The sequence below is a fragment of the Acetobacterium sp. UBA5834 genome (assembly GCF_002435675.1).
Lineage (GTDB): Bacteria > Bacillota > Clostridia > Eubacteriales > Eubacteriaceae > Acetobacterium > Acetobacterium wieringae.
In genome coordinates this window covers 15,047-35,748 of sequence record NZ_DJGY01000008.1, presented here as the reverse complement: position 1 = coordinate 35,748, position 20,702 = coordinate 15,047, and the positions used below count along the sequence as shown (strand labels likewise).

Genomic DNA, 20,702 nt, shown 5'->3' with positions numbered 1-20,702 from the left:
ACAGAGCCCAAAGGCTCTGTCCGTTAAACCGTTTTTACTATTTTAAACTGCCAACTACATTATCAACAAACCAATCCATGCTTAACTGCGCCTCATCTGTCATGGAAGTACCAGCTGGTACTTTTACTGCGCCCGTCTGATCTTTTAACTCGCCAGCAAAGATAACCAGCGAACCAGATTTAATCGCTGCTTCAGCAGTTTCAACCTGACCTTTTGCGGTTCCTGGTGCCAGTGCGGTCAGTTCGTCCAATAGGACAATTCCGTCATTCATACCACCCCAGTATTGCTGTGACTTCCAGGTGCCATCAATCACTGACTGAACCGAATCAGTATAGTGACCACTGAAATCCCAAAGTGGTGCCGTCATGTAGACTTCCGGCATGGTTGTCGCTGCACTTAAATCGTAACCAATCGATAATTTGCCAGCTTCTTTAGCTGCTTCCATGGTTGCTGTTGAATCCTGGTGCTGCGCAGTTACGTCGCAACCTTGTTGAATCAGCGCTTCAGCTGCAGCTTTTTCAACCGTTGGATCATACCAGGTGTTGGTCCAGGAAACATTAACGGTTGCCGCTGGATTAACCGATTTTACACCTAAAGCAAAGGCGTTGATACCACGAATAACTTCGGGAATCGGCATCGCCGCAACATAAGCAATTTTATTTGTTTTGGTTGTTAAACCGGCAACAATACCTGAAAGGTATCGGGGTTCTTCAATTTTTCCAAAGTAAGTTCCTAAATTGTCAGCTGTCATATAACCTGAACAATGCTCAAATTTAACATCCGGGAATTCTTTAGCAGCTTCAACCATTCCGTCCATGAATCCATAGCTGGTTCCAAAAATAATGGTACATCCCTGGTCAACCATATCTCTGATCGTCGAAACAACGGCACTTTTTTCTTCAGGTACATTTTCTTTAACGATGGTTTCAACCTTACCACCCATGTTTTCAACCATTTTTGCCCGGCCATTGTCATGCGCCTGTGACCAGCCGCCATCATCAGCCGGTCCGACATAAATAAAACCAACCTTGGTAACCTCATCTTTTTTGGATGTCGATCCCGAACTGCATCCAGCAACGCTTACAACCACTAAAACCAGTGCAAGCATCAATACTCCCAATCTTTTTTTCATTCTCTTCCTCCTATTTTCTAATCTGGTTTAGGTCTGTTAAGATAAACAGTCCTAGCCACGCTAATATTTTAACTAAAAAACACATAAAAAGCAATCTAAAAAAGTTGAATAAATCTACTGACCGAGCCATGTTTTTATTGCACTCAAGCTTTAAATTCGGTATTATTATACTGTAACCAGGGTGAACCAGATTCTTCACCCTGTTAATAAAGTCGTTTGCAGGTAATTGCGAAATCGCCATCAGCATTGTATCCAGTTTCGTAGAATACAATTTCCATACTGTACAGTAGACAATTTTATGATCTGTTCGCCTACACGTTACAAAAATATTAGATGAAACTGCATAAAAAGCAATTTTTGCTCGCTATTTTTAAGTTTGCATGTGCCTTGAAACCATTTTGTATTGAAAGGAGTGTCATTTTGAAAAAAGAGAAAAAAAGCAAGAAACCGGAAAGCAAAGAAGTAAAAGATTCGAAGAAAGAGTCCAAGAAGAAAAGTGTAGCTGAAGAAAAAAAAGCAGGTACCGTTCCCAAAAAAGAGAAACTCAACCTGTCAAATCCCGTTTCTCCGGATTCTATTGCTGATCTTGCCGCAGTCAAGCAACTGATGATCGATTCTGCGGTGCTTTACCAGAATATTCTTATTTTGCCCCAAACCTTTACAATCGATGAATCAACCTATTCTCTATATCCTTCCGAACTGAAAGCCCTGGATATGATTGGACAATTTTCTGGTATCAACCTGACCCAATTGGCAAATAAACTGGGGATTTCAAAAAGTGCCATTTCAAAGTGCACCTCCAAACTGCTTGAAAAAGAATTGATCGAAAAAGAAAAATCGCCGCTTAACGTTCGGGAGGTGGTCTTTACCCTGACCCCGAATGGTCAATTTATTTTTAGTCAACTCGAATCCACCAATGCCAAACTGTTCGAGCCCTTTAATCAGTCACTGGCTGAATTCTCAGCTGAGGAGATTAACAATCTTCATCGCCTGTTTGTAACCATCAAGTCCAGTCTGACTGAAGTTATCAATCGTCAGTAATACTACCAGCCACTTGTTTTAGCAAACAAGTGGCTGAATTTTTATAAAGTGATCCGCCTTATAATTCTTCCTGGCGGGCAATTTCTTCCGCATTGCCAAAGGTTTCCCGAGAATATATCTTTTTCTCATAAATTTTAGTCCCCGGTCGTTCCAGTGCCCCCATCAGAAATTGATAATAGGCTCCCGGCGTAACAATGTTACCGGTCGCCGGCTTTTCAAAACCGGTATTCTCAAACAGTGAATCCGCCACCTTGACGCAATTGGTATTCAGCGCGAAATAGGTCTTTAGCGGCCCCTTCTTAAATTTATAAAACCGCGCCCCGGTACCTTTGTAGATAACATCTTCCACACCCGTGTAATCCCCTGGTGCCAGCATTCCCTGCTCTGCCAATTGGGTGTCACAAAACCATTCAAACATATTTTCCTGAAAGCGGCGATAATTCTCCTTAATGATCGCCAGCTCATCATCATCAAAAGCAACTTTAAACGAGATCAGCACTTTCCCATCATGAATAACGGATTCTCGCAAATAGCGATCCTTATCACAGATAAAAAGCACCCCGTCACTCATGGCTCCGCCCAGACGGTAGGAGTGTCCGTCAAAATTCCCGTAAGACAGGGCTTCATTTCCAAAAATCAGATCAACATGCCCAAACGCTTCCATAAATTTTTTGGATAAGTGCACCAGAATTTCCACATTCATAGGATTAATTCCCGCTTTTTCCGGTACCAAAACTTCCTGGGATAATATATAAGCGTTGGCATCTTCAGAAGCGACCTTTGCATCATATTTTCTAATCAGCCCCATCGGTACAAATATTCCCAATAATGATGGCAGCGCAATCCGCATTTTTCGCTGCATCCGCTTTGCCGTCTTGCTCATCTGTTCCTGCGTCTCCCAATCATTAAAAGCATCGAACAGTAACGTCACCCCATACCAGACCAGATAGAGTCCCGATACAATGGCAAAGCTCGCTGTCTGAAAATAACTGTTGATAAGCAGAAAATATTACCCTTTACACCATGTGCACACGCTGTAAGCTGTCTGAAAATAACTGTTGATAAGCAGATAAATACCAAAAATAAAATTAAGCACCCCACTGATAAAGTAAAAGCCGAAATTAGGCACCCCATCCCGCCAATAGGTTACTGCGGAAATTAATTTGGCAATACTATTAATCACCACATAAATTGCGAATACATACGGAATCAGTTCAGCTACAGTCAGCCGGAAATAAAACAAGGCCACCGCAAAACCTAAATTGACCAATGCCCCGATTACAGTCATTCGTTTGCTGCCACCGTGGGATTTAAAAAAGACCGAGACAAGATTAATCAAAGCAAAAATCACCAACGCCGCCATCAACAATACAACCAGTTGTTCCACCGAGGTTCTTGGGTGACTGATCATATATATACCAATTGCCCCAATACCAATACCTGAAAGCGTTCCAATGATTCGCTTCGTTTTTATCTCGTTCATCTTACTACCCCTCTCATCGACTGTATCGTTTTTATTTTTTGCGATAAACAAAAATGCCTGCTGTTTTTTAGGCCTTACTTAATCGCTTCGTCCAATTGATCCCCCGTCACAGTCACTTGATTATCCCGGTTATCGGCCAGAATTCCGAAACTTTCCAGTCGCATTCGCAGCCGTTTTTCACCCATCGCTTCTGCTTCTATTTCATAACTAATAACCCGAATCACCGGTACACATCGATTCAGTTCATTGAGAAACTCAATAAAGGTATCATCATTTCCGGTACATACCACAACATATTCGCATCTCGTTAAAATCTTTCCATCAGGCCCGATAATCGTCTTTTCCTCACTGTTTTGAAAATTCTGGTTAATCTGCATCCCCAGACTTTCATCAATTTGGACATCCGCTGCTCCAAACTCCACAGATAGTACCCCCACCTTCGCCACTTCAGCCATCCTGCCAATGTTTTCATACAAACTGACCGTATCCAACCTTTCTGGCAAACTGTTCCGATTATCGTCCAATTGTTGACTGATCACTTCCAGCTCCTTTAAATACTGCTCTTCAGACATTTCGTCAGGCAGTTCCATATTATAACGTTCTTTTTCTGCTAAAATCAGCCTCTTTGCGCAATAACTTTCATATTTAGGGATCACCATTAAAGCCATCAGTATTATGATCACTGCTCCAGCAATTATGCCTTTTTGAATTTTTAGGTTTGTCTGGCGAGTTGTTCTCGTTCCTGAGTTGTTTTCACCGGATTTCCTTGCCTTTTTGCTTTTCACCGTTTATACCTCAGCTATTTGAATGTCGAGTGTAAATTCCCATGTTTCTTCCATCGTGATTTTATCAGTCGAAACATCATTTTTTCGAGTGGTACTTACCATATTAATCATTTCAAAAACCGCCAAATTCGCAAGTTTTTCTTTAAACTCAAAAATCTCCTCTTTCTTTTTGGTTTCTCCTGAAATAATCAACCGTCCCTCCTGATAGTCGTAATTCGACAAAAGCATCCCGGCGGGCAGCACTTTGTTAATTTCTAACATCGTTAGATGTGGCAACGCCTTTCCACTGCTGATCGTTTCTAAAAGCAATTGTCGATGTTCCAATATCGCTTTTTGCTGGTTAAGATTGGTATAAATAACCTGATACTCTGCTTTATTCTCAATTAACATTTCCAGTTGCCTGATCTCAGTCTGACAGGATTCCTCAAGAAACGTTAAAAACCCATAAATTATCAAAACACCCAACAGTGCTCCGCTAAAAAGCATTACACCTTTTGATATTGTTTTATCGGACCGCTTCTTTTTAACTGGATTCACTGGTAACAAATTCATTTCATGCTTCAAATCAATTTTTTCCTCCTCTGATCTGCGCATATTTCATCAAACCGCATACGCATGGTGTAATTAAACATAATTGCGCCCGGGAAATTTGTTTGGTAAAAAACAGGCTCTGGTTCGCCTCCAGCAGTTCATCGATCGACTGCACGTCCGTTCCCATTGATTTTGACAGGTATTCCCGAACCCCAGGATGCAGACTCTCGCCTCCCATCAAATAAATAGTTCCATCCCGACCGACTTTTTCGCAACCCAGCGGGGATATAAAGATCTGCTCGACCGCTTTTATTATTTGCTGCAAATAAACGACCCCATCCCAACCGCTTTCCAATTCGATCTGATTGTTCTCACTAAGGACGTTTCCTTTGTAATGGAAAAGCCGGGTGCTTCTGTTACCAATATCAATAATCAAAGTTGATTGATCGTCCTGTTCAATCAGCAGTGAATCAAATGTATAAAATTGCGGAACGATGGCATTTAAGCTCCGACCATTTTTTTTAAAAAACCGCGTATATCTGGTCAGTTGCGCTTTTTTTATCGCAACGCCCACTACATCTAATGTCTGTTCATCCATCCCCAGGCATTCAAACCATTGGTTCTGAACCCGAGCGACAAAATCAATCCGCCAATGATCCAGGTCTTCGGAAGTAAGCAATTGCATCTGCCAGTAAATTGCGTCTTCCAAATCTGCAAGTGACATCATTGGAAAGGTAAAAGTTGCTACCATCATCTCAGCTTGATTAATTAACAACATTACCTCATCCGTACGTTGATAGCCTTTAAATAATAACCGTAAAAGCTTACTGGTTGCCCGCTTCGTTTCAGGATTTGTTTCAGGCCAAATCTGTTTCGGATTTTTTTCAATGCGAAAATCGATAATTCGGACCGATCCCGAATCATTGACTTCACCTAAAACAATTTTAATCAACGCTTCTCCCCAATCAATGACCCAAAGTCGCTTGCTCTTTTTCAAAGGACTAAACACCCCCTAACATCTTCCAGTTAAACTTTATAATCTGACCTCCCGGTCTCGCCGTCAGATCGGGCTGCAATTCGATTGCACCACTAAAGCTTTTTTGATAATCACGATATTCACTTTTGACCTCCACATAGCGCAGATGATCTGCTGTTTTAAAAACACGAATTTCATAAAATCCGCCATTTTCATCGGTTTGCTTCCCGTTTGTTCCCGAATAATTGATATCTTTTTCCAATTCAGCCTGTAAAATCGCCAACGCATTTTTCCCGGTCAAAATCGACATTTGATAATCCTGATTATGGACATTTGCCTGAAGTTCGGCCATTCCCCGGGTTAATGCATAACCTGCGCCCGCTGCCATGAGAGCCACGACCACCAACACCAACGGCAAGACAAAACCATTCTTATTTGTTATGATCATACTAACTCCACCACTCTTCCATGGGAAATGACTGTTTCCCGATAATATACAGCACCCTCAATGGCCAGACTGTATCGGATAATAATTTCCTGATTGGACCCGAGTGACAGTGAAAATGACTGAATGTGATCCAAAAATTGACTATTACCGCCAGACCCGATTGGGGTTAAACCATTTTTGAAAACCTTATAGCGTCTTAAAAATCCGTTGCTGTAGAGATAATAATTGTAATAAAGATCCGGGCTTTCCAGATCCTGAAGATAGATCCGATTGTTTTTAACATAGATTTTTTCTGATTTCAGCACCTGTTTTTGAAAATACAGGGCAATGTAGCGTTCATTATAATACAATTCCTGATTGATTTTTGCCTGATTACTGATTGTATTGATGTAGATCAATCCGGATAACAGCATCCCAAGAACCAGGGAAATTACCATCAACGCCGTCAGTACTTCAATCAGGCTGAATCCCTGATCATTTTCAGATTTATGGTTACTCATGCTGACTCCAGAAAACCTTAATATGAAACAGCTTATCCATGCTGTTTTTGCCTTTATGAATAATCTCGAGATGATACAAACTGGCTTGACTGTCTTTTCTTAATCCTGCCAGCTCGTAGTCCGGGTATTTACTTTCTAATATAACTTCAACGTCTTCCCACAGATTTTCTGTTGATCCGTCTTTTAGGCCGAGACCAATCTCATCAGCGATGCTATTTATTTCAACCGATTGTGAAAAAATAGCTTTTGATACTATTTCCGTTTTTATGACCATTCCATATAACCCCAGAATCATTGCCAAACCAAATCCGCATACCGCTATGGCGATAATGGCTTCCATGAGCGTATATCCGCCTGGTGGTTTGATTAGCTGCCAAATACCCGTGATATGCTTATGGTTCATCTAAATAGATCCTTCCATTTCCTACCTGGACGACGATTTTTCTGACCACACCATTGGTGCCATTAAGATAGACCGTCCCACCCTGGGATACGGTTCCATGTTCGTAAAGCCTTAATACTGCAGCACCGGTATAGTCTCCTGTGAAAGTCAAAGTTTCCACAGCAATAAAATCCCGATGACTCACTCCGTTTTTGGTCCAGATAACCTGCATCCCCGTACCTAGAAACCGCACCTGCCGCTGGTATCCATCCATTATTGCCTCATTCTGATACTGAAGCAGTGCGTATAGAATACGATCACACTCTGCTTCATATGCGTCTTGGTTAAACGAACTTCGGCTGGCAAAGCCGTTGCCATACAAAGCAGCTGTCAACAGTGATAAAACTGCGAGGGATACCAATAGTTCCATCAACGTGTAACCAGCGTTTCCCCGAAAACACTTATTTTTCTCCCTTAATTGGGCTGATGTAGTCGTTTCCATAATGAACTGTTAATTGCCTGGACTGGCTACTAAACTGATCACTTCTGATGTGGCATCATAACTAAAACTCTTCCCCTTACTCACCGGTTTAAGTTCGGCATTTTTTAGATAGCCAACACGATGTAATTCTGTAACCAGTTCATTAAAGGTATCCACCCCCGTTGGTAGCTCCCCTTTTTCAGCCTGATAGAGCTCAACGGCGCTTTCAACTATGCGGATATTCGCCTGATCTGTCTTTTCCTGAGAATTTGCGAGAACACCGGTAAACCGTGGAATAGCTAAAGCCGCCAATGCCCCTAATATTGCAATCACAACGATCATTTCCATCAGTGTAAAACCGTTAAGATCATATTGTCTGTGACACATCGGCTTGCCATTTGCTTTGCATTTACTTCCCATTTTTATCCCCTATCTCTTTTTACTCGATATTACCACTCTTGGAAAATAAAAAAAAGAGTAAATATTTAGCTTATTTACTCTTTGCACAACATAATCATTACAAATCCCATGCTTTTTTTAAAATCCCAATCCCGTTGTGAATCTGTTCATCGGTGAGTGAACCGTATCCCAGCAAAACCATGCTTTTATAATGCTCCGGCAAACCGTGGATAAAATAGGGGGATACTGGATAAACCCGGATCCCCCGGGCCAGAGCCCGGTGATACATTTCTTCTTCCGTAAGACCATTGTCAAGCTGTACCAATAGGTGATGACCGGCATTTTCCCCAGTAATTTTGACCCGACTTCCCAGGTTTTTTAACGCATTCATCAAAACAATCCGTTTTCCCTTATAGACTTTCCGCATTTTATTCACGTGTTTTTCAAAAAATCCACTGGCAATAAAGGCTGCAATCATTTTTTGCTCCAAACTGGAAACCGGCGAGCTGATAGCCTCCGCCGTCTCCTGATAGGCCCTTAGCAATTCTTCGGGTAATACCATATAGCTGATCCGGAATGACGGAGCGATCGATTTTGAAAAGGTGCCCATATATATAACCCGGCCACTATTGTCAATACTCTGGAGCGACGGTAACGGCTTTTCATTATAGCGGAATTCGCTGTCGTAATCATCCTCGATTATATAGTTTCCTTCTTCCTGATTGGCAAAATTCAACAGTCGGATGCGACGATCGATCGGCATACTCATCCCCAGAGGAAATTGGTGGGAAGGCGTCACATAAATTGCGACATTCGAATAATTTTTCAGCGGTTCAATTTGAATCCCCTTTTCATCGATATCGATGGAAATAACCGGATTACCCATTTTTTCAAAAATATGATAGGCTTTTAGGTAAACCGGATTCTCCAATATCACCGGTTTATTTCGGCCCCACAACAGCCCTAAAATCTGCAGGAGATGATCGGTTCCTGACCCAATGATGATTTGCTCCTCATGGCAGCGCACCCCTCGGGAGTGATAGAGCAAATCCACCAGAGCCTTTCTCAGCTCCAGTTCCCCCTGAATATCGGGTTTGTTTAATAAGTTGTTGTCATCCTCATTAAAAGTCGATTTGAATATTTTCCGAAAGGCTTCATAGGGGAAAATCCGCTGATCGATGGCATTGGGAGAAAAATCAATTGTAACCGCTTCTGTTTTTTTTAGTGTAGATCGTTTATCCTGAATGCGATTCGTATCCTTCATTAGATAGGTTGCGATCTGACAAACAAAATAACCTCTTTTGGGAATGGCTTCCAGGTAGCCTTCCGCCACCAACTGACTATAGGCTGTATCCACCGTATTCACGCTGACTGCCAGATGACTGGCCAGACTTCGCTTGGATGGAAGCTTCTCCCCATATTTCAAATTGCCGTCCGTTATTTCCTGCTTGATAAATTCATAAATTTCTGCATACAAAAAGGAACCTTTATTTTTGAATGGTATGGTAAGCATTGCTCCTCCTAATCTGAATCCATGGTTTTTTAATTAACTGAGACTTTCCACAGGTTCAATTTTAGCATATAATGGGATTAATTTAAACAAGGAGATTCAAATGCAAAATAAACAAAAGCGGGTTGCCGCTATCCATGATATATCCTGTGTCGGCAGATGTTCTCTGACTGTTGCGCTGCCGATTATCTCCGCCGCTGGATTTGACACCAGCGTCTTGCCCACCGCCGTTTTGTCCACCCACACTGGTGGTTTCGAGGATTTTACCTATCGGGATTTAACCTCCGACATCCGTCCAATTTCTGATCACTGGCAATCGCTTAAGCTGGAATTTGATGCATTGTATAGCGGTTTTTTAGGCTCCTTCGAACAAATCGATTTGGTTGCCAGTCTCTTTGATCGCTTCCGTACAGAAACAAACCTGATTCTGGTGGATCCGGTAATGGCCGATCACGGCGAGCTGTATTCGATTTATACGCCCGAAATGGCCAAGGGGATGACCACCCTTTGCGCCAAAGCGGACATCATCGTTCCCAACCTCACCGAAGCTGCCTTGCTGTTGGATGAACCTTATATTGGCGAAGATTACGATCAAAACTATATCGAAGGCTTATTACTCCGACTGTCCCAACTGGGTTCCAAAAAAGTGGTGGTCACCGGTATTTCATTTGACCCCACCAAACTGGGAGCGGCTACCTTTGATGCCAAATCCCGTACGTTTGACTACGTCTTTAATGATCGGGTAGCTGATTATTTCCATGGTACCGGGGATATTTTTGGAAGTACGTTACTGGCCGGGCTGCTTAGCGACTTTAATTTACAGGAAGCCACCCAGATCGCTGTGGATTACACCCGGGAGTGCATTCTCAAAACGGTGGAACTCCAGCAGGAAAAACGTTATGGCGTATGCTTTGAGCGGGCCATCCCTTATCTGATAAAACGTTTGGGATTATAGCTGTAAAAATTAACGACATTTCCGATAACACTGTTTGGTCCATCGGATATCTATAAAAAATCGGGCGATTATTGATCTCCCGATTTTTTATTCGTCCAGCAGCTCTTCTTGCATCGCTTCGATCTTTTCATTGATCAACTCATAGGGATAACCCCGACCCATTAAACTCTTTTTGATCTGATAAATCAAGACTTTTCCTGCCAGCCCTTTTTGGCGCTGAATACGCAGATATTTTTGAAAGTCCCGATCCAGCTTTTCTTGCTGCTTTTTTTCTTCCCGAACCAAGTCATCTTCCGATAATTCCATGGATTCGTCAGTTAATTCCAGGTTTTTGATCACTTCCAGAACCATTTCGGTGGGGTAACCCATCCGCCCCAGTTTTTCGTACACTTTTTTTTTTTGTTGGAATGGCGTTTGACCCTTTAATAGCACCAAGCTTTTTTTTGCCACCATCTCACAACAGAGCATTTCCACTTCTCTGGGAAAAAGATCAACCAGTGAAAGCAGTAAATCATCGCCAAGGCCGCGCTTTTTGAGATCCTGAAGCAGTCGCCGGGAACCATAGCAATTCAGCTGTCGATTGTTCTCCAGATAATTTTTCAGATATACTGCATCATCAATATAATGGTATTCATCCAGCTTTTGCATCACCTCAGAAATAATTGTATCCGGGACGTTCTTTTTCTTCAGGTAGCCAACCATTTCACTGCTGGTTCGTGACTTAAAAGACAGATATTTTACCGCCAGATCCATTGCTTTTTCCCGACTTATTTCACCCATCGCACTCCTCCTGCAAAAAAACACCAGCCACAGCTGGTGTTTGGTCGATTTTATTTTAAATGGACTTTTAAGGCTGTTAACATCGTTGCAAAATCCTTTGTTTCCGATAGCGGAACCGTAACTTCCACACATGTTATCCCACTGGTATTTTTGTTGTTACTTAAATTCTTATATGCCGCAATGACACTTTCTGCATCAGTCAATGATGTCATCGTCCCTATTTTTTCGCCATCGACTAAAACAGCTGCGCCGTCTACATAAAGCGCAATGCCTTTGCTGTTTAAGACATTAACACAGGTATCTAAATCCATGGGATTCTCAACCCGTGCCGGGAGCAGTTCAAAACCATTGCCCAAATGGATATTATCGTAATTGTAACATTCCCTGAGGTTGGTTTCAATTCGGTCAACTGCCGATTTAAAAACACCCGAATTCTGCACATAACCAAGACTTTCGCCATGATAAAAAACTTCATATCCCTGGGTTTGAGCGCTGACAACCCCCACTGATGCTAATATAAATAGTATCATAATGGTGACAATACTACTGCGCTGCCGCTTTCTTTTTCGTTGTATTCGTCGTTTTTCTCTTTCAATCTTTACAGTCTCGTCCATTTATTTACCTCTTGTAGTTATTCGTTACGTTTTTGTTACATAATGATACCATATTCTAATAAATTCTGCAAGATTTTTGGTAAAAAAAGACACCGTCATTTCGGTGTCTCATGGTTTAAACATAGTCGCCGGTACTGATATTGAAGTAATTGCCAATCGGCTGGGCCTCATCGTTGACCCGTACTTCAAAGTGGACATGATTGGCAGTGGACGATCCGGTCGATCCCATTCCACCAATACGCTGACCCTGGGTAACCGCCTGACCTTCTACGACATCCACCGAACTGAAGTGTCCATAAAGGGTTGAATAGCCGTTACCATGATCAATGATCACACACTTGCCATAACCACCATACCAGCTGGACAAGGTGACCGTTCCTGAGGCCGCTGCATAAATGGCAGTTCCTTCGCTGTTTAAGATATCAACCGCAGCCGCTCGATAATGGTTGCTGTAGTAGCCGCCATCGTAGTCGCGGAGAATTTCTCCTACCCGGCCACTGGCCGGAAGCATAAACTGAGCCTGAGGTGTCTCATTGGCTGGTTCTTCCGCTGGGGTTTCAGCAGCTGGAGCTTCAACCACTGGTACCTCAGCAACCGGTTCTTCCGGAATTTCAGTAACCGGTGATGCGGTCGTGTTGTTTTCCTCCGCTGGCGCTTCATTAGCCAGCTCTTCTAACACAGGCGTATCCACCGCCGGTACTTCATCTGCCGGAGGTGTCTCCGGCTGAATATCCTCGGCAACAACCTCAGTCATCGGTTCTTCGATAACGGGTACATTTTCAACCGGCACCTCTGTCACGACCGCCGGGACTTCTTCTGTTGGATTTACCGGAGTCTCCGAAGTATGACTCGCAGCCGTATTGGCAGTTGTAATCTCCGGTTCAAGGACTGGTTCGTCTTTAGCAGCCTCAACCGAAGCGGTTTGAAGCGTTTCGTTATCTGTTATGGATGTTTCCGGAGAAGCTGCAGCTGGTTCCGGATTGTCAACTCGGGCAACCAAAACCTCTGGCTCATTATTCTTTTCCTCGGTTCTGATGGCAGTTATGACTTGGGTTACTTCTTCTGTTGTTAAAAAATCCGTTGATCGGGCTGTTCGAATTTCATAATCGCTACCTTCCCGGTTTCTTCGTCCACTTTTATCCGCACTGGTTTCGCTGACTGCTGCTTCCAGCACTTCCAGACTATCAACATAGCCAATACTGGTACCTTTGTAAATCACCTCGTAGGCCCGGGTTTGGGCATCAACTGCTCCGGCTCCCACTAATACTAAAAAAGTACAGACCACCACTGCGGAGCCCCGCATTTTAAACAGCCGCCTTTTGTCTTTGTTCAACGTTTCCTCGTGATTGACATGTTCAATCTCTACGAATTCATCATGTTCAACTTGCTTGGTCGACCAATTAAATCGGTATTTTTTAATTCTTGCTCGGACTTTTTCAAAAAAATTCTGAGTTTTTTCCATGCCTCTCCTCCTGTTACAATTTATTTACATTTATGATACCATATGGTTTTATATTTTACAAGTATTTTGTAAGTCAAAACGTTTTTTATTCGCTATGGTATTCGTTTATAAATCAGGAGAAAAGGTATGACACTAAATGCTGCTGCAACTATTGGCCATCGTTCCAGCCTAAAATTTTAATCAGCCTCAATTCTGAATAACCATAGGCACTGGCTGGATAATTGATTCGATCCGTGGTATTCGAATTAATGAGATAATCTGCCATTTTTCCATCGCTGTCCGTAATTACATCCGTAATGATAACCGAATGGAGCCAGTCGCCATTTTGTCCATATTGTAAAATATCGCCAATTGATCCCGAATAGACGTTTTCGTCAACAAGCGCCACCAGTCCATAGCCATCATTTTCGCTGGCATAGGTGTAAAATTCCTCGACCCCGGTCCAGGCAGGGCTCCGACCCCAGTCCACTTCATCCAGATCCACTTCTTCGCCGTACCATTTCCATTTGTTGTCACCGTCGCTGTCCATGGGGATTCCACCAGCAAAAAGACACTGCGAAATATAGTTATTGCAGTTACCGCCGTAACGATCATAACTGCCATACTCATCATTTCGCTCGACTTCAATGGCGTCAACCCAGGTCATGGCGTAATCCAGTGCTGCCTCAGTGTCATAGTCATGATCAACCGTTACAGTCTCGCTTTCCCATGCCCCTGAATTAAAACCATCCTTTTCCTCGACCAACGCTTCGATAACTGCCAGCGCATCACTAAGCAGTTCATCTGCCACCACCTCAGGATCGTCATAACTGCCTTCAATTGCTTCTTCCAGCATCAAAAAGCTGTCCTCATCTTTATAATGTTCAGTGATGGCATAACCATCAGCGGTTTCCGTGAGATAAAAGGTGTGGGTAATCCCGGAACTGGAAGACTCCACATCGGGGATAAAGGCAAAGTTAACGGTATGGTCTTCTAACAGAACCACTTCGATCGCATCCGAATTGGTGTCAACGCTTGTCACAGTCAAGCCACATTGATAGTCACTCATTTTCAAATCATTACTCTGGCTTTGTCGCAGTTGGATCAGATAGTCCATGGCGCTCTGATTGACCCAGGCATTTTCACCGGTGGGATCAACAAAAATCCCGGTAAGGTCCTCCGTTTCCAGATTGGCCATGGCACGGAAATAGGTTTCAAAATAGTCATTGATCGGTTTTAGCATGGCACTATCGATTATTTCATCACTTTCTCTAATTTTTATATTGCCTCCACTTTTAGCAGTATTACTTTCCGGTTTCGCATCAAAAATACTCGAAGCACTGGTCGCAACGGCATCTGAATTTGCCATGACACCGATAGACACGACACCCATTGCCATGATCACCAGCCCGATCATTGTTCTTCTTCTTTTCCGCCTGATGGCATTTTTTCTTCTTTTCATTTCCCCACCTCTTCAGTATTTGTAACAATTATATATCTATAATGTGTACTTCTCGTGAACAAACCATGAAGATCTGAAAAAAACCGACAAACCGATTATTTATTGATACTGTACCACCAAAACCTGGCAATAATCCAAAAAATAAAAAAAACAGCTTACGCTGTCATCTTTATAAGTGGTGGTGCCCAGAGGCGGAATCGAACCACCGACACGGGGATTTTCAGTCCCCTGCTCTACCGACTGAGCTATCTGGGCATATATAATTTTCTTTCTTATCGTCTTCAACCGTTTCGGCAACCAACTTGTCTGCCTGACTAAGCGATTCACACAAAAATGTCTGCTCATTACATTCGCACATTTTTGGTTCTCTGCTTATACCGACTGAGCTATCTGGGCATATATAAAACTTGGCAAAAAAATATGGTGGGCCTTCAGGGGCTCGAACCCCGGACCTACCGGTTATGAGCCGGTTGCTCTAACCAACTGAGCTAAAGGCCCCCAAGTAATTTCTAAAAAAAATGGTCGAGGTGAGAGGATTCGAACCTCCGGCCCCATGGTCCCAAACCATGTGCGCTACCAAACTGCGCTACACCTCGATACAATACTTGACTATTATAAATGTTTTCGTGTCTGATGTCAAGGATTTTTTTATCTTTATGCTTTTCGATACGATTTATCTTTGACGACTTGCTTATTATAGCACGATCACAAACCCTAATGCAAGTCTTTTTTTCACAAAAGAATCGTTTTTTTGATTCTTTTGTGAAAAAGCTTGATCCGTATCTATTTTTCCAATACGGTTGCCTTGGCAGTGGTTGGTTCTTTTTCTCGGCGGTTCAGATAACCCTCAACCCGATTAACCCCCCAGCCAAAAATTCTGATCAAGGGATAGATATCCAAGGTTGTAATACCCAACACGATAAACATCGCTGGCAGAAAATCCTGGATTGGAGTCAGGAAAAACAAATCTTCCAAGAACAGCACACAGCATAAAAATGAAACCGTCATCGCAAAGAATAAGGCCCAGCGCTTATTATCAAGTGGCTGGCAGACCCGAAAAAGAATCACTAAGCCAATCAAACCGGTGGAAATAACCGCCAGCGTAGAAATTTGCTGATGATCGAGAGACAGGTAAGCGCCGACGATCATGATCGTCACCACATTAAACACCACCGTCAGCGCCCCCGGCAAGGATTTTTTGAGCACCTTTTCGAGAAAATTGCCGGTAATCCGGTTCTTATTGGGCTCCAGGGCCAGAAAAACCGAGGGTGCCCCAATTGTCAACGCACTGATCAAAGTCAGTTGAATCGGTACAAAAGGATAGGCCTCATTGGCAATGATCACAATCACAGCCAGCAATAACGAAAACATGGTTTTCACCAAAAATAGCGAGGCCGCCCGGGTAATATTGTTAATAACCCGACGCCCTTCCATCAAGACCCGGGTAAAATTGGCAAAGTTGGAGTCCAATAAGACCAACTGAGAAACCTGGCGCACCGCATCGCTGCCTTCGGCCATGGCAATGCTACAGTCCGCTTCTCTTAAAGCCAATACATCATTGACCCCATCTCCAGTCATCGCCACGGTGTGACCTTGATTTTTAAGCGATTCAATCAATAGTCGTTTCTGCCCCGGGGTTACCCGACCAAAAACCGAATAGTCCAGCGCAGACTTACGAACATCCTCCTCGGTGGTGAGGGTAGCCGCATCCACAAAATTATCCCAATCCAGCAAACCTGCCCGATGGGCAACCTGAGACACCGTTACTGGATTATCTCCGGAAATAACCTTGATTGTGACTCCCTGATTTCTGAAAAACTCCAGGGTCTTCTTGGCTTCCTGACGAATTTTATCGCCCATCGGCAGCAGTGCCACCGTTTTGATATGATCCGGCAAGCTCCCATCCTCTTTAAACGGTTCCGAAGCATAGCCCAACATTAAAACCCGATTGCCTTCACTGGCATAGCCTTCAACCTTATCCTGAATTTCCGGATAACGCTCTTTTAAAATGAATTCCGGTGCCCCGATCACAAAAGTGCCCTGGTCGCTGAAAAAAGCACCACTCCATTTTCGCTCTGAGGAAAAAGGAACCACCCGGTCACACTGCCATTTGGGCGCCTCGCCCTTGCAACTTTCACTGAGAGCCCGATAGGTAGCATTGTCATCTTTTAAATTGGCAATCAAAGCCCGGATCGCCTGAACCGGATTTTTGTCATGACAAAGGGTTTCCATTGACAATACTTCCATATTGCCTTCGGTGATGGTCCCGGTTTTGTCCAGACAAAGCATATCGACCCGGGCCAGCGTCTCAATGCAATAAAGCTCCTGAACCAGCGTCTGATGCTGTCCCAACCGGATTACCCCAACAGCCAGTGCGACACTGGTTAAGAGTACCAACCCTTCCGGAATCATCCCAATCAATGCCGCCACCGTCTGGGTCACACCAGCCTGAAGCGGCAGCGCCTGGACGATCAACTGCTTATAGAGAAGCAGCAGACCAATGGGAACAATCACGATGCTGATGCTTTTCATAATAAAGCCCAATGCTTTCATAATTTCAGAGTTCGGTTTTTTTGCCACCTTGACAGCGTCAACCAGTTTTGAGGCATAGTTTTCCAGACCAACCTGAGTCACCAAAACGCTGGCTTCCCCGGAAACCACAAAACTGCCGGACAGCAGCGAATCGCCCTCATATTTCATAATCGAATCCGACTCACCTGTCAGCAACGATTCATTGACTTCCAGCTCACCTTTGACCACCCGGGAATCGGATGGCACCTGTTTGCCAGCCTTGAGGATCAGAATATCGTCCAGGACGATTTTTTCAAAAACAATTTCCTGGCGGTTGCCATCCCTGATCACCGTCACATGGGGTTGTGAAATCAACGAGAGCCGATCAATGGTTTTTTTTGCCTTAATTTCCTGAATGATACCAATCAATGTGTTTATTATGACAATATTAATAAATAGAAGGTTTTGAAATGACTGTACAAAAATAACCATTAATGCCAGGATGATGTTAAGCATGTTAAACAAGGTTAAACTATTATCCCTGACAATTCTACCAATGGTTTTTGTTTTGGATTGGGGCTGGATATTAACCTTTCCGGCGGCGATCCTTTCTTCAACCTGGACTTGACTCAGTCCAATTTCAAGGTTGATATGATTATCCATTTAATCCTCCCATTTTGTTATTTACTGGTTGGATTATATCACCGCAATCTTAAAATACCTTGTAGCGCCTCCCGCCGTTTAACAATTGATAACTGTTTCAAATTTTACCAAAAAATTTATTAAACAAAAAAGAAGTCTGCCCCAGGGACAAACCTCTTTATATGTGTAGTATTAATTTTTTTGTTATGCCAGACTTTCTCTGACCACTTGATTCACAAGCTTACCATCCGCCCGACCTTTAACCTTCGGCATCAGGGCACTCATTATTTTTCCCATGTCTTTGGCATCAACAGCACCGGTTTCTGTTATTGTTTCAGCCACAATTACTTTGATTTCATCAAGTGTTAATTGTGTAGGAAGGTAGCTCTCGATAATTACTATTTCTTCGCGAGCCTGCTGGATTAAATCGTCTCTTTGAGCTTTCTCAAACTCAGCCAGGCCATCCCGACGTTGTTTGAGCTGTTTGGCAATAATTTCAAGAATCTGGTCATCTGCCAGTTCCACTTGCTGATCCTTCTCGACTTGTAAAATAGCCGCCCGAATCATGGTAACTGTCGATTTCTTGACCTTATCCTTTTCCTTCATTGCTGTTTTTAAGTCAGCCTGTAATTGATCCTTTAATGCCAATTAGTCACATCCTATCTTTTTTTCATCTTTCTTTTTCTAGCTGCTTCTGATTTTCTTTTTCGCTTTACGCTTGGCTTTTCATAATGCTCTCTTTTGCGAATTTCAGACATAACCCCAGCCATTGCAGTTTTTCTTTTGAAACGTCGCAATGCACTTTCGAGTGTTTCATTTTCTTTGATTTTTACTTCAGACATTTTCAACCCCCCCCTCTTATCCGTTGCTAATTTCCGGTATTGTCAATCAACATGGTATGAGTCAAACTTTATTATACGCAATATTTAGAGCGCTGTCAATTATTTTTCAGCCTGGTGGCCATAATAATGGTCGGCCGCCCAATAAATGATAATGCAGATGCGGAACGGTCTGATTACCATCCTTACCGCAATTATTCACCAGTCGAAAACCACTCTCGGCAATCCCCGTTTTAAGGGCAATGCGATTGGCTACCGTATGAACATGGCAAATAATATCATTGCCTGCCTGAACCGACAGGATCGAATCAAAATGTTCTTTGGGGATAATAATCACATGAACCGGGGCTTGGGGCGCAATATCGTTAAAGGCGATGACCCGGTCATCTTCATAAACCACATCGGCGGGAATTTCCTTATTGACGATCTTACAAAAAATACAGTCTTGGGACATATCTTCCTCCTTATTATATAGATTCTCCGACTAACTTATCAGCATACCGACTAATATATGATACCCTAACCGGGATGATTCTACCACTTATTTCTTCCTCGGTTTTGAGTATCACTGGCAGATAGTTCTTGGTGTGGCCGGAATAGCCAGCATCATCGTGGGTTGCTTCAAAAAGCACCTCAACCACACTGTCATCATTTTTTTTAAGAAAGGCCGCTTCCAATTCCCGGGACAATTCGCTCAGTTCATGACTGCGGGAATTTTTCAGGCTTTCATCGATCTGATCCGGAAAATGGGCCGCTTTTGTTCCGGATCGCCGGGAATATTTAAATACATGGATCTGGTAGAAGCCTACCGCCCTGGCAAAGTCGAGCGTCTCAGCAAATTCTGCCACCGTTTCTCCGGGGAAGCCCACCATGATATCCGTGGTGATGGCGGCCAATGGAAAGACCTCCCGGATCTGGTTGACGATCTCCATGTATTCAGCCGTCGTATAACGGCGGCCCATCCGTTTGAGCACGGTATCACTACCGCTTTGCAAAGATAAATGAAAATGCGGACAGAAGCTGTTAAGTGCCGCCAGCCGCTTAAGCCGCTGAGGGGTTATAAATTTGGGTTCCATCGACCCCAGCCGAATCCGTTTAAGCTCTTCAATTTTGTCAAGGGTTTCAATCAGATCAATCAGATCAGTTTTACCGATGTCTTCTTGATCAATTCCATAGGAGGCAATGTGAATCCCAGACAGGATCACCTCCTGATACCCCATTGCCACCACCCGGTTGACTTCATCAATAATCTGCTGCTGGTTGCGGCTTCGCACCGGACCTCTGGCAAAGGGGACAATACAATAGGTACAAAATTGATTGCAGCCCTCCTGAATTTTAATAAAGGCCCGGGTTTTTCCTTTGACCTCGGAAATCATCAGCGGTTCAAATACCTTTTCATCCATGATATTCGAGACAAAATCCCGCTGGCTGACATCATTGCGATGGGCAGTAATATAGGACAAAATATCGCCCCGATTTTTGGTGCCAATCATTAAATCCACTTCCGCTATTTTTTCCACTTCCGCAGGAGCCACCTGGACATAGCAACCCACCGCACAGATAATCGCCTCGGGGTTGATCCGCTTGGCCTTGCGCATCATTTTTCGAGATTTCTGATCGCCCAGATGGGTAACCGTACAGGTGTTGATGACGTAAACATCGGCCACCTCGGAAAAATCCACAATGGTATAGCCAGCCGACTCAAAAAGCTCCATCATCGCCTCGCTGTCGTAGGTGTTGACCTTACAGCCCAGGGTCATAAAAGCAACTTTGTTATTTGTGTTGTTCAT

At 43.4% G+C, this 20,702-nt stretch carries 23 protein-coding genes and 3 tRNA genes; 2 read left to right on the top strand and 24 right to left on the bottom strand.

Translation table 11 applies throughout. The features are described 5' to 3' along the window. Positions 1 to 37 precede the first annotated feature (37 nt). Complete coding sequence (locus B3F51_RS01345; RefSeq protein ID WP_286945057.1) at positions 38 to 1,132, bottom strand: BMP family ABC transporter substrate-binding protein; 1,095 nt, start codon at positions 1,130 to 1,132, stop codon at positions 38 to 40. A gap of 420 nt (positions 1,133 to 1,552) precedes the next feature. Between B3F51_RS01345 and B3F51_RS01340 the strand changes: the two genes are divergently transcribed. After that, entirely contained in the window at positions 1,553 to 2,173 is a 621-nt protein-coding gene (locus tag B3F51_RS01340; RefSeq protein ID WP_070371805.1) for a MarR family transcriptional regulator, read from the top strand. A 58-nt stretch (positions 2,174 to 2,231) separates the two neighbouring features. Here the strand turns inward: B3F51_RS01340 and B3F51_RS01335 are convergent, their stop codons facing one another. The 11 genes from B3F51_RS01335 to B3F51_RS01285 form a co-directional block, all read right to left on the bottom strand. Continuing rightward, the gene (locus tag B3F51_RS01335; RefSeq protein ID WP_286945055.1) at positions 2,232 to 3,056 is read right to left on the bottom strand and encodes a hypothetical protein; all 825 of its coding nucleotides are present in this window, start codon (positions 3,054 to 3,056) and stop codon (positions 2,232 to 2,234) included. 126 nt (positions 3,057 to 3,182) lie between these two features. Further along, positions 3,183 to 3,656, bottom strand: a complete 474-nt coding sequence (locus B3F51_RS01330) for a DUF308 domain-containing protein (protein WP_286945053.1) — start codon at positions 3,654 to 3,656, stop codon at positions 3,183 to 3,185. 74 nt (positions 3,657 to 3,730) lie between these two features. After that, on the bottom strand, positions 3,731 to 4,441 hold the full coding sequence (locus B3F51_RS01325; protein ID WP_286945051.1) for a hypothetical protein: 711 nt from the start codon (positions 4,439 to 4,441) through the stop codon (positions 3,731 to 3,733). 3 nt (positions 4,442 to 4,444) lie between these two features. Continuing rightward, positions 4,445 to 5,005, bottom strand: coding sequence for a PilN domain-containing protein (locus B3F51_RS01320; RefSeq protein WP_228882447.1), 561 nt, complete (start codon positions 5,003 to 5,005; stop codon positions 4,445 to 4,447). Between the two features lies 1 nt (position 5,006). Further along, entirely contained in the window at positions 5,007 to 5,969 is a 963-nt protein-coding gene (gene pilM, locus B3F51_RS01315) for a type IV pilus biogenesis protein PilM (RefSeq protein ID WP_286945048.1), read from the bottom strand. Between the two features lie 4 nt (positions 5,970 to 5,973). Beyond that, positions 5,974 to 6,396: a hypothetical protein gene (locus tag B3F51_RS01310; RefSeq protein ID WP_286945047.1), complete on the bottom strand. Its 423-nt coding sequence runs from the start codon at positions 6,394 to 6,396 to the stop codon at positions 5,974 to 5,976. Next, complete coding sequence (locus B3F51_RS01305; protein WP_286945046.1) at positions 6,393 to 6,896, bottom strand: type II secretion system protein; 504 nt, start codon at positions 6,894 to 6,896, stop codon at positions 6,393 to 6,395. The genes B3F51_RS01310 and B3F51_RS01305 overlap by 4 nt, the downstream gene beginning before the upstream one ends. Further along, complete coding sequence (locus B3F51_RS01300; RefSeq protein ID WP_286945045.1) at positions 6,889 to 7,299, bottom strand: type IV pilus modification PilV family protein; 411 nt, start codon at positions 7,297 to 7,299, stop codon at positions 6,889 to 6,891. The genes B3F51_RS01305 and B3F51_RS01300 overlap by 8 nt, the downstream gene beginning before the upstream one ends. Further along, on the bottom strand, positions 7,289 to 7,780 hold the full coding sequence (locus tag B3F51_RS01295) for a prepilin-type N-terminal cleavage/methylation domain-containing protein (protein ID WP_286945044.1): 492 nt from the start codon (positions 7,778 to 7,780) through the stop codon (positions 7,289 to 7,291). The genes B3F51_RS01300 and B3F51_RS01295 overlap by 11 nt, the downstream gene beginning before the upstream one ends. A 9-nt stretch (positions 7,781 to 7,789) precedes the next feature. Beyond that, entirely contained in the window at positions 7,790 to 8,179 is a 390-nt protein-coding gene (locus B3F51_RS01290; RefSeq protein ID WP_286945042.1) for a competence type IV pilus major pilin ComGC, read from the bottom strand. A 97-nt stretch (positions 8,180 to 8,276) separates the two neighbouring features. Further along, a complete protein-coding gene (locus tag B3F51_RS01285) occupies positions 8,277 to 9,671 on the bottom strand; it encodes a PLP-dependent aminotransferase family protein (RefSeq protein ID WP_286945041.1) in 1,395 nt (464 codons plus the stop codon). Between the two features lie 100 nt (positions 9,672 to 9,771). Here B3F51_RS01285 and B3F51_RS01280 point away from each other — a divergent pair, with 100 nt between their 5' ends. Further along, the gene (locus tag B3F51_RS01280) at positions 9,772 to 10,623 is read left to right on the top strand and encodes a pyridoxamine kinase (protein ID WP_286945039.1); all 852 of its coding nucleotides are present in this window, start codon (positions 9,772 to 9,774) and stop codon (positions 10,621 to 10,623) included. 87 nt (positions 10,624 to 10,710) lie between these two features. Here B3F51_RS01280 and B3F51_RS01275 read toward each other — a convergent pair whose 3' ends face one another. From B3F51_RS01275 to mtaB, 12 genes are all read right to left on the bottom strand, one after another. Then, positions 10,711 to 11,403 carry a RecX family transcriptional regulator gene (locus B3F51_RS01275; protein WP_286945037.1) on the bottom strand — a complete coding sequence of 231 codons (693 nt, stop codon included), beginning with the start codon at positions 11,401 to 11,403 and terminating at the stop codon, positions 10,711 to 10,713. Positions 11,404 to 11,453: 50 nt separating this feature from the next. Next, positions 11,454 to 12,017 (bottom strand): hypothetical protein, encoded by a 564-nt coding sequence (locus tag B3F51_RS01270; RefSeq protein ID WP_228882463.1) that lies wholly within the window; start codon positions 12,015 to 12,017, stop codon positions 11,454 to 11,456. A 115-nt stretch (positions 12,018 to 12,132) separates the two neighbouring features. Continuing rightward, positions 12,133 to 13,479 (bottom strand): M23 family metallopeptidase, encoded by a 1,347-nt coding sequence (locus B3F51_RS01265; RefSeq protein WP_286945034.1) that lies wholly within the window; start codon positions 13,477 to 13,479, stop codon positions 12,133 to 12,135. A gap of 148 nt (positions 13,480 to 13,627) precedes the next feature. Next, positions 13,628 to 14,920, bottom strand: a complete 1,293-nt coding sequence (locus B3F51_RS01260; RefSeq protein WP_286945032.1) for an amidase domain-containing protein — start codon at positions 14,918 to 14,920, stop codon at positions 13,628 to 13,630. A gap of 179 nt (positions 14,921 to 15,099) precedes the next feature. Next, positions 15,100 to 15,175, bottom strand: a tRNA-Phe gene (locus tag B3F51_RS01255). A 166-nt stretch (positions 15,176 to 15,341) separates the two neighbouring features. Next, positions 15,342 to 15,418 (bottom strand) — tRNA-Ile (locus B3F51_RS01250). 21 nt (positions 15,419 to 15,439) lie between these two features. Further along, a tRNA-Pro gene (locus B3F51_RS01245) sits at positions 15,440 to 15,516 on the bottom strand. A 187-nt stretch (positions 15,517 to 15,703) separates the two neighbouring features. Continuing rightward, a complete protein-coding gene (locus B3F51_RS01240) occupies positions 15,704 to 18,094 on the bottom strand; it encodes a cation-translocating P-type ATPase (RefSeq protein WP_148637397.1) in 2,391 nt (796 codons plus the stop codon). Positions 18,095 to 18,277: 183 nt separating this feature from the next. Beyond that, on the bottom strand, positions 18,278 to 18,721 hold the full coding sequence (locus tag B3F51_RS01235; protein WP_070371789.1) for a GatB/YqeY domain-containing protein: 444 nt from the start codon (positions 18,719 to 18,721) through the stop codon (positions 18,278 to 18,280). 11 nt (positions 18,722 to 18,732) lie between these two features. After that, positions 18,733 to 18,915, bottom strand: coding sequence for a 30S ribosomal protein S21 (gene rpsU / locus B3F51_RS01230; RefSeq protein ID WP_013379247.1), 183 nt, complete (start codon positions 18,913 to 18,915; stop codon positions 18,733 to 18,735). Between the two features lie 106 nt (positions 18,916 to 19,021). Further along, the gene (locus B3F51_RS01225; protein ID WP_070371788.1) at positions 19,022 to 19,366 is read right to left on the bottom strand and encodes a histidine triad nucleotide-binding protein; all 345 of its coding nucleotides are present in this window, start codon (positions 19,364 to 19,366) and stop codon (positions 19,022 to 19,024) included. A 13-nt stretch (positions 19,367 to 19,379) separates the two neighbouring features. Next, complete coding sequence (gene mtaB, locus B3F51_RS01220) at positions 19,380 to 20,702, bottom strand: tRNA (N(6)-L-threonylcarbamoyladenosine(37)-C(2))-methylthiotransferase MtaB (RefSeq protein WP_286945028.1); 1,323 nt, start codon at positions 20,700 to 20,702, stop codon at positions 19,380 to 19,382.

Excerpts from the sequence above, each read along its gene's own strand:
- B3F51_RS01345 (WP_286945057.1), bottom strand. The coding sequence starts at position 1,132 with ATGAAAAAAAGATTGGGAGTATTGATGCTTGCACTGGTTTTAGTGGTT.
- B3F51_RS01335 (WP_286945055.1), bottom strand. The coding sequence starts at position 3,056 with ATGAGCAAGACGGCAAAGCGGATGCAGCGAAAAATGCGGATTGCGCTG.
- B3F51_RS01330 (WP_286945053.1), bottom strand. The coding sequence starts at position 3,656 with ATGAACGAGATAAAAACGAAGCGAATCATTGGAACGCTTTCAGGTATT.
- B3F51_RS01310 (WP_286945047.1), bottom strand. The coding sequence starts at position 6,396 with ATGATCATAACAAATAAGAATGGTTTTGTCTTGCCGTTGGTGTTGGTG.
- B3F51_RS01305 (WP_286945046.1), bottom strand. The coding sequence starts at position 6,896 with ATGAGTAACCATAAATCTGAAAATGATCAGGGATTCAGCCTGATTGAA.
- B3F51_RS01300 (WP_286945045.1), bottom strand. The coding sequence starts at position 7,299 with ATGAACCATAAGCATATCACGGGTATTTGGCAGCTAATCAAACCACCA.
- B3F51_RS01295 (WP_286945044.1), bottom strand. The coding sequence starts at position 7,780 with ATGGAAACGACTACATCAGCCCAATTAAGGGAGAAAAATAAGTGTTTT.
- B3F51_RS01290 (WP_286945042.1), bottom strand. The coding sequence starts at position 8,179 with ATGGGAAGTAAATGCAAAGCAAATGGCAAGCCGATGTGTCACAGACAA.
- B3F51_RS01285 (WP_286945041.1), bottom strand. The coding sequence starts at position 9,671 with ATGCTTACCATACCATTCAAAAATAAAGGTTCCTTTTTGTATGCAGAA.
- B3F51_RS01280 (WP_286945039.1), top strand. The coding sequence starts at position 9,772 with ATGCAAAATAAACAAAAGCGGGTTGCCGCTATCCATGATATATCCTGT.
- B3F51_RS01275 (WP_286945037.1), bottom strand. The coding sequence starts at position 11,403 with ATGGGTGAAATAAGTCGGGAAAAAGCAATGGATCTGGCGGTAAAATAT.
- B3F51_RS01270 (WP_228882463.1), bottom strand. The coding sequence starts at position 12,017 with ATGGACGAGACTGTAAAGATTGAAAGAGAAAAACGACGAATACAACGA.
- B3F51_RS01265 (WP_286945034.1), bottom strand. The coding sequence starts at position 13,479 with ATGGAAAAAACTCAGAATTTTTTTGAAAAAGTCCGAGCAAGAATTAAA.
- B3F51_RS01260 (WP_286945032.1), bottom strand. The coding sequence starts at position 14,920 with ATGAAAAGAAGAAAAAATGCCATCAGGCGGAAAAGAAGAAGAACAATG.
- B3F51_RS01240 (WP_148637397.1), bottom strand. The coding sequence starts at position 18,094 with ATGGATAATCATATCAACCTTGAAATTGGACTGAGTCAAGTCCAGGTT.
- rpsU (WP_013379247.1), bottom strand. The coding sequence starts at position 18,915 with ATGTCTGAAGTAAAAATCAAAGAAAATGAAACACTCGAAAGTGCATTG.
- B3F51_RS01225 (WP_070371788.1), bottom strand. The coding sequence starts at position 19,366 with ATGTCCCAAGACTGTATTTTTTGTAAGATCGTCAATAAGGAAATTCCC.
- mtaB (WP_286945028.1), bottom strand. The coding sequence starts at position 20,702 with ATGAACAACACAAATAACAAAGTTGCTTTTATGACCCTGGGCTGTAAG.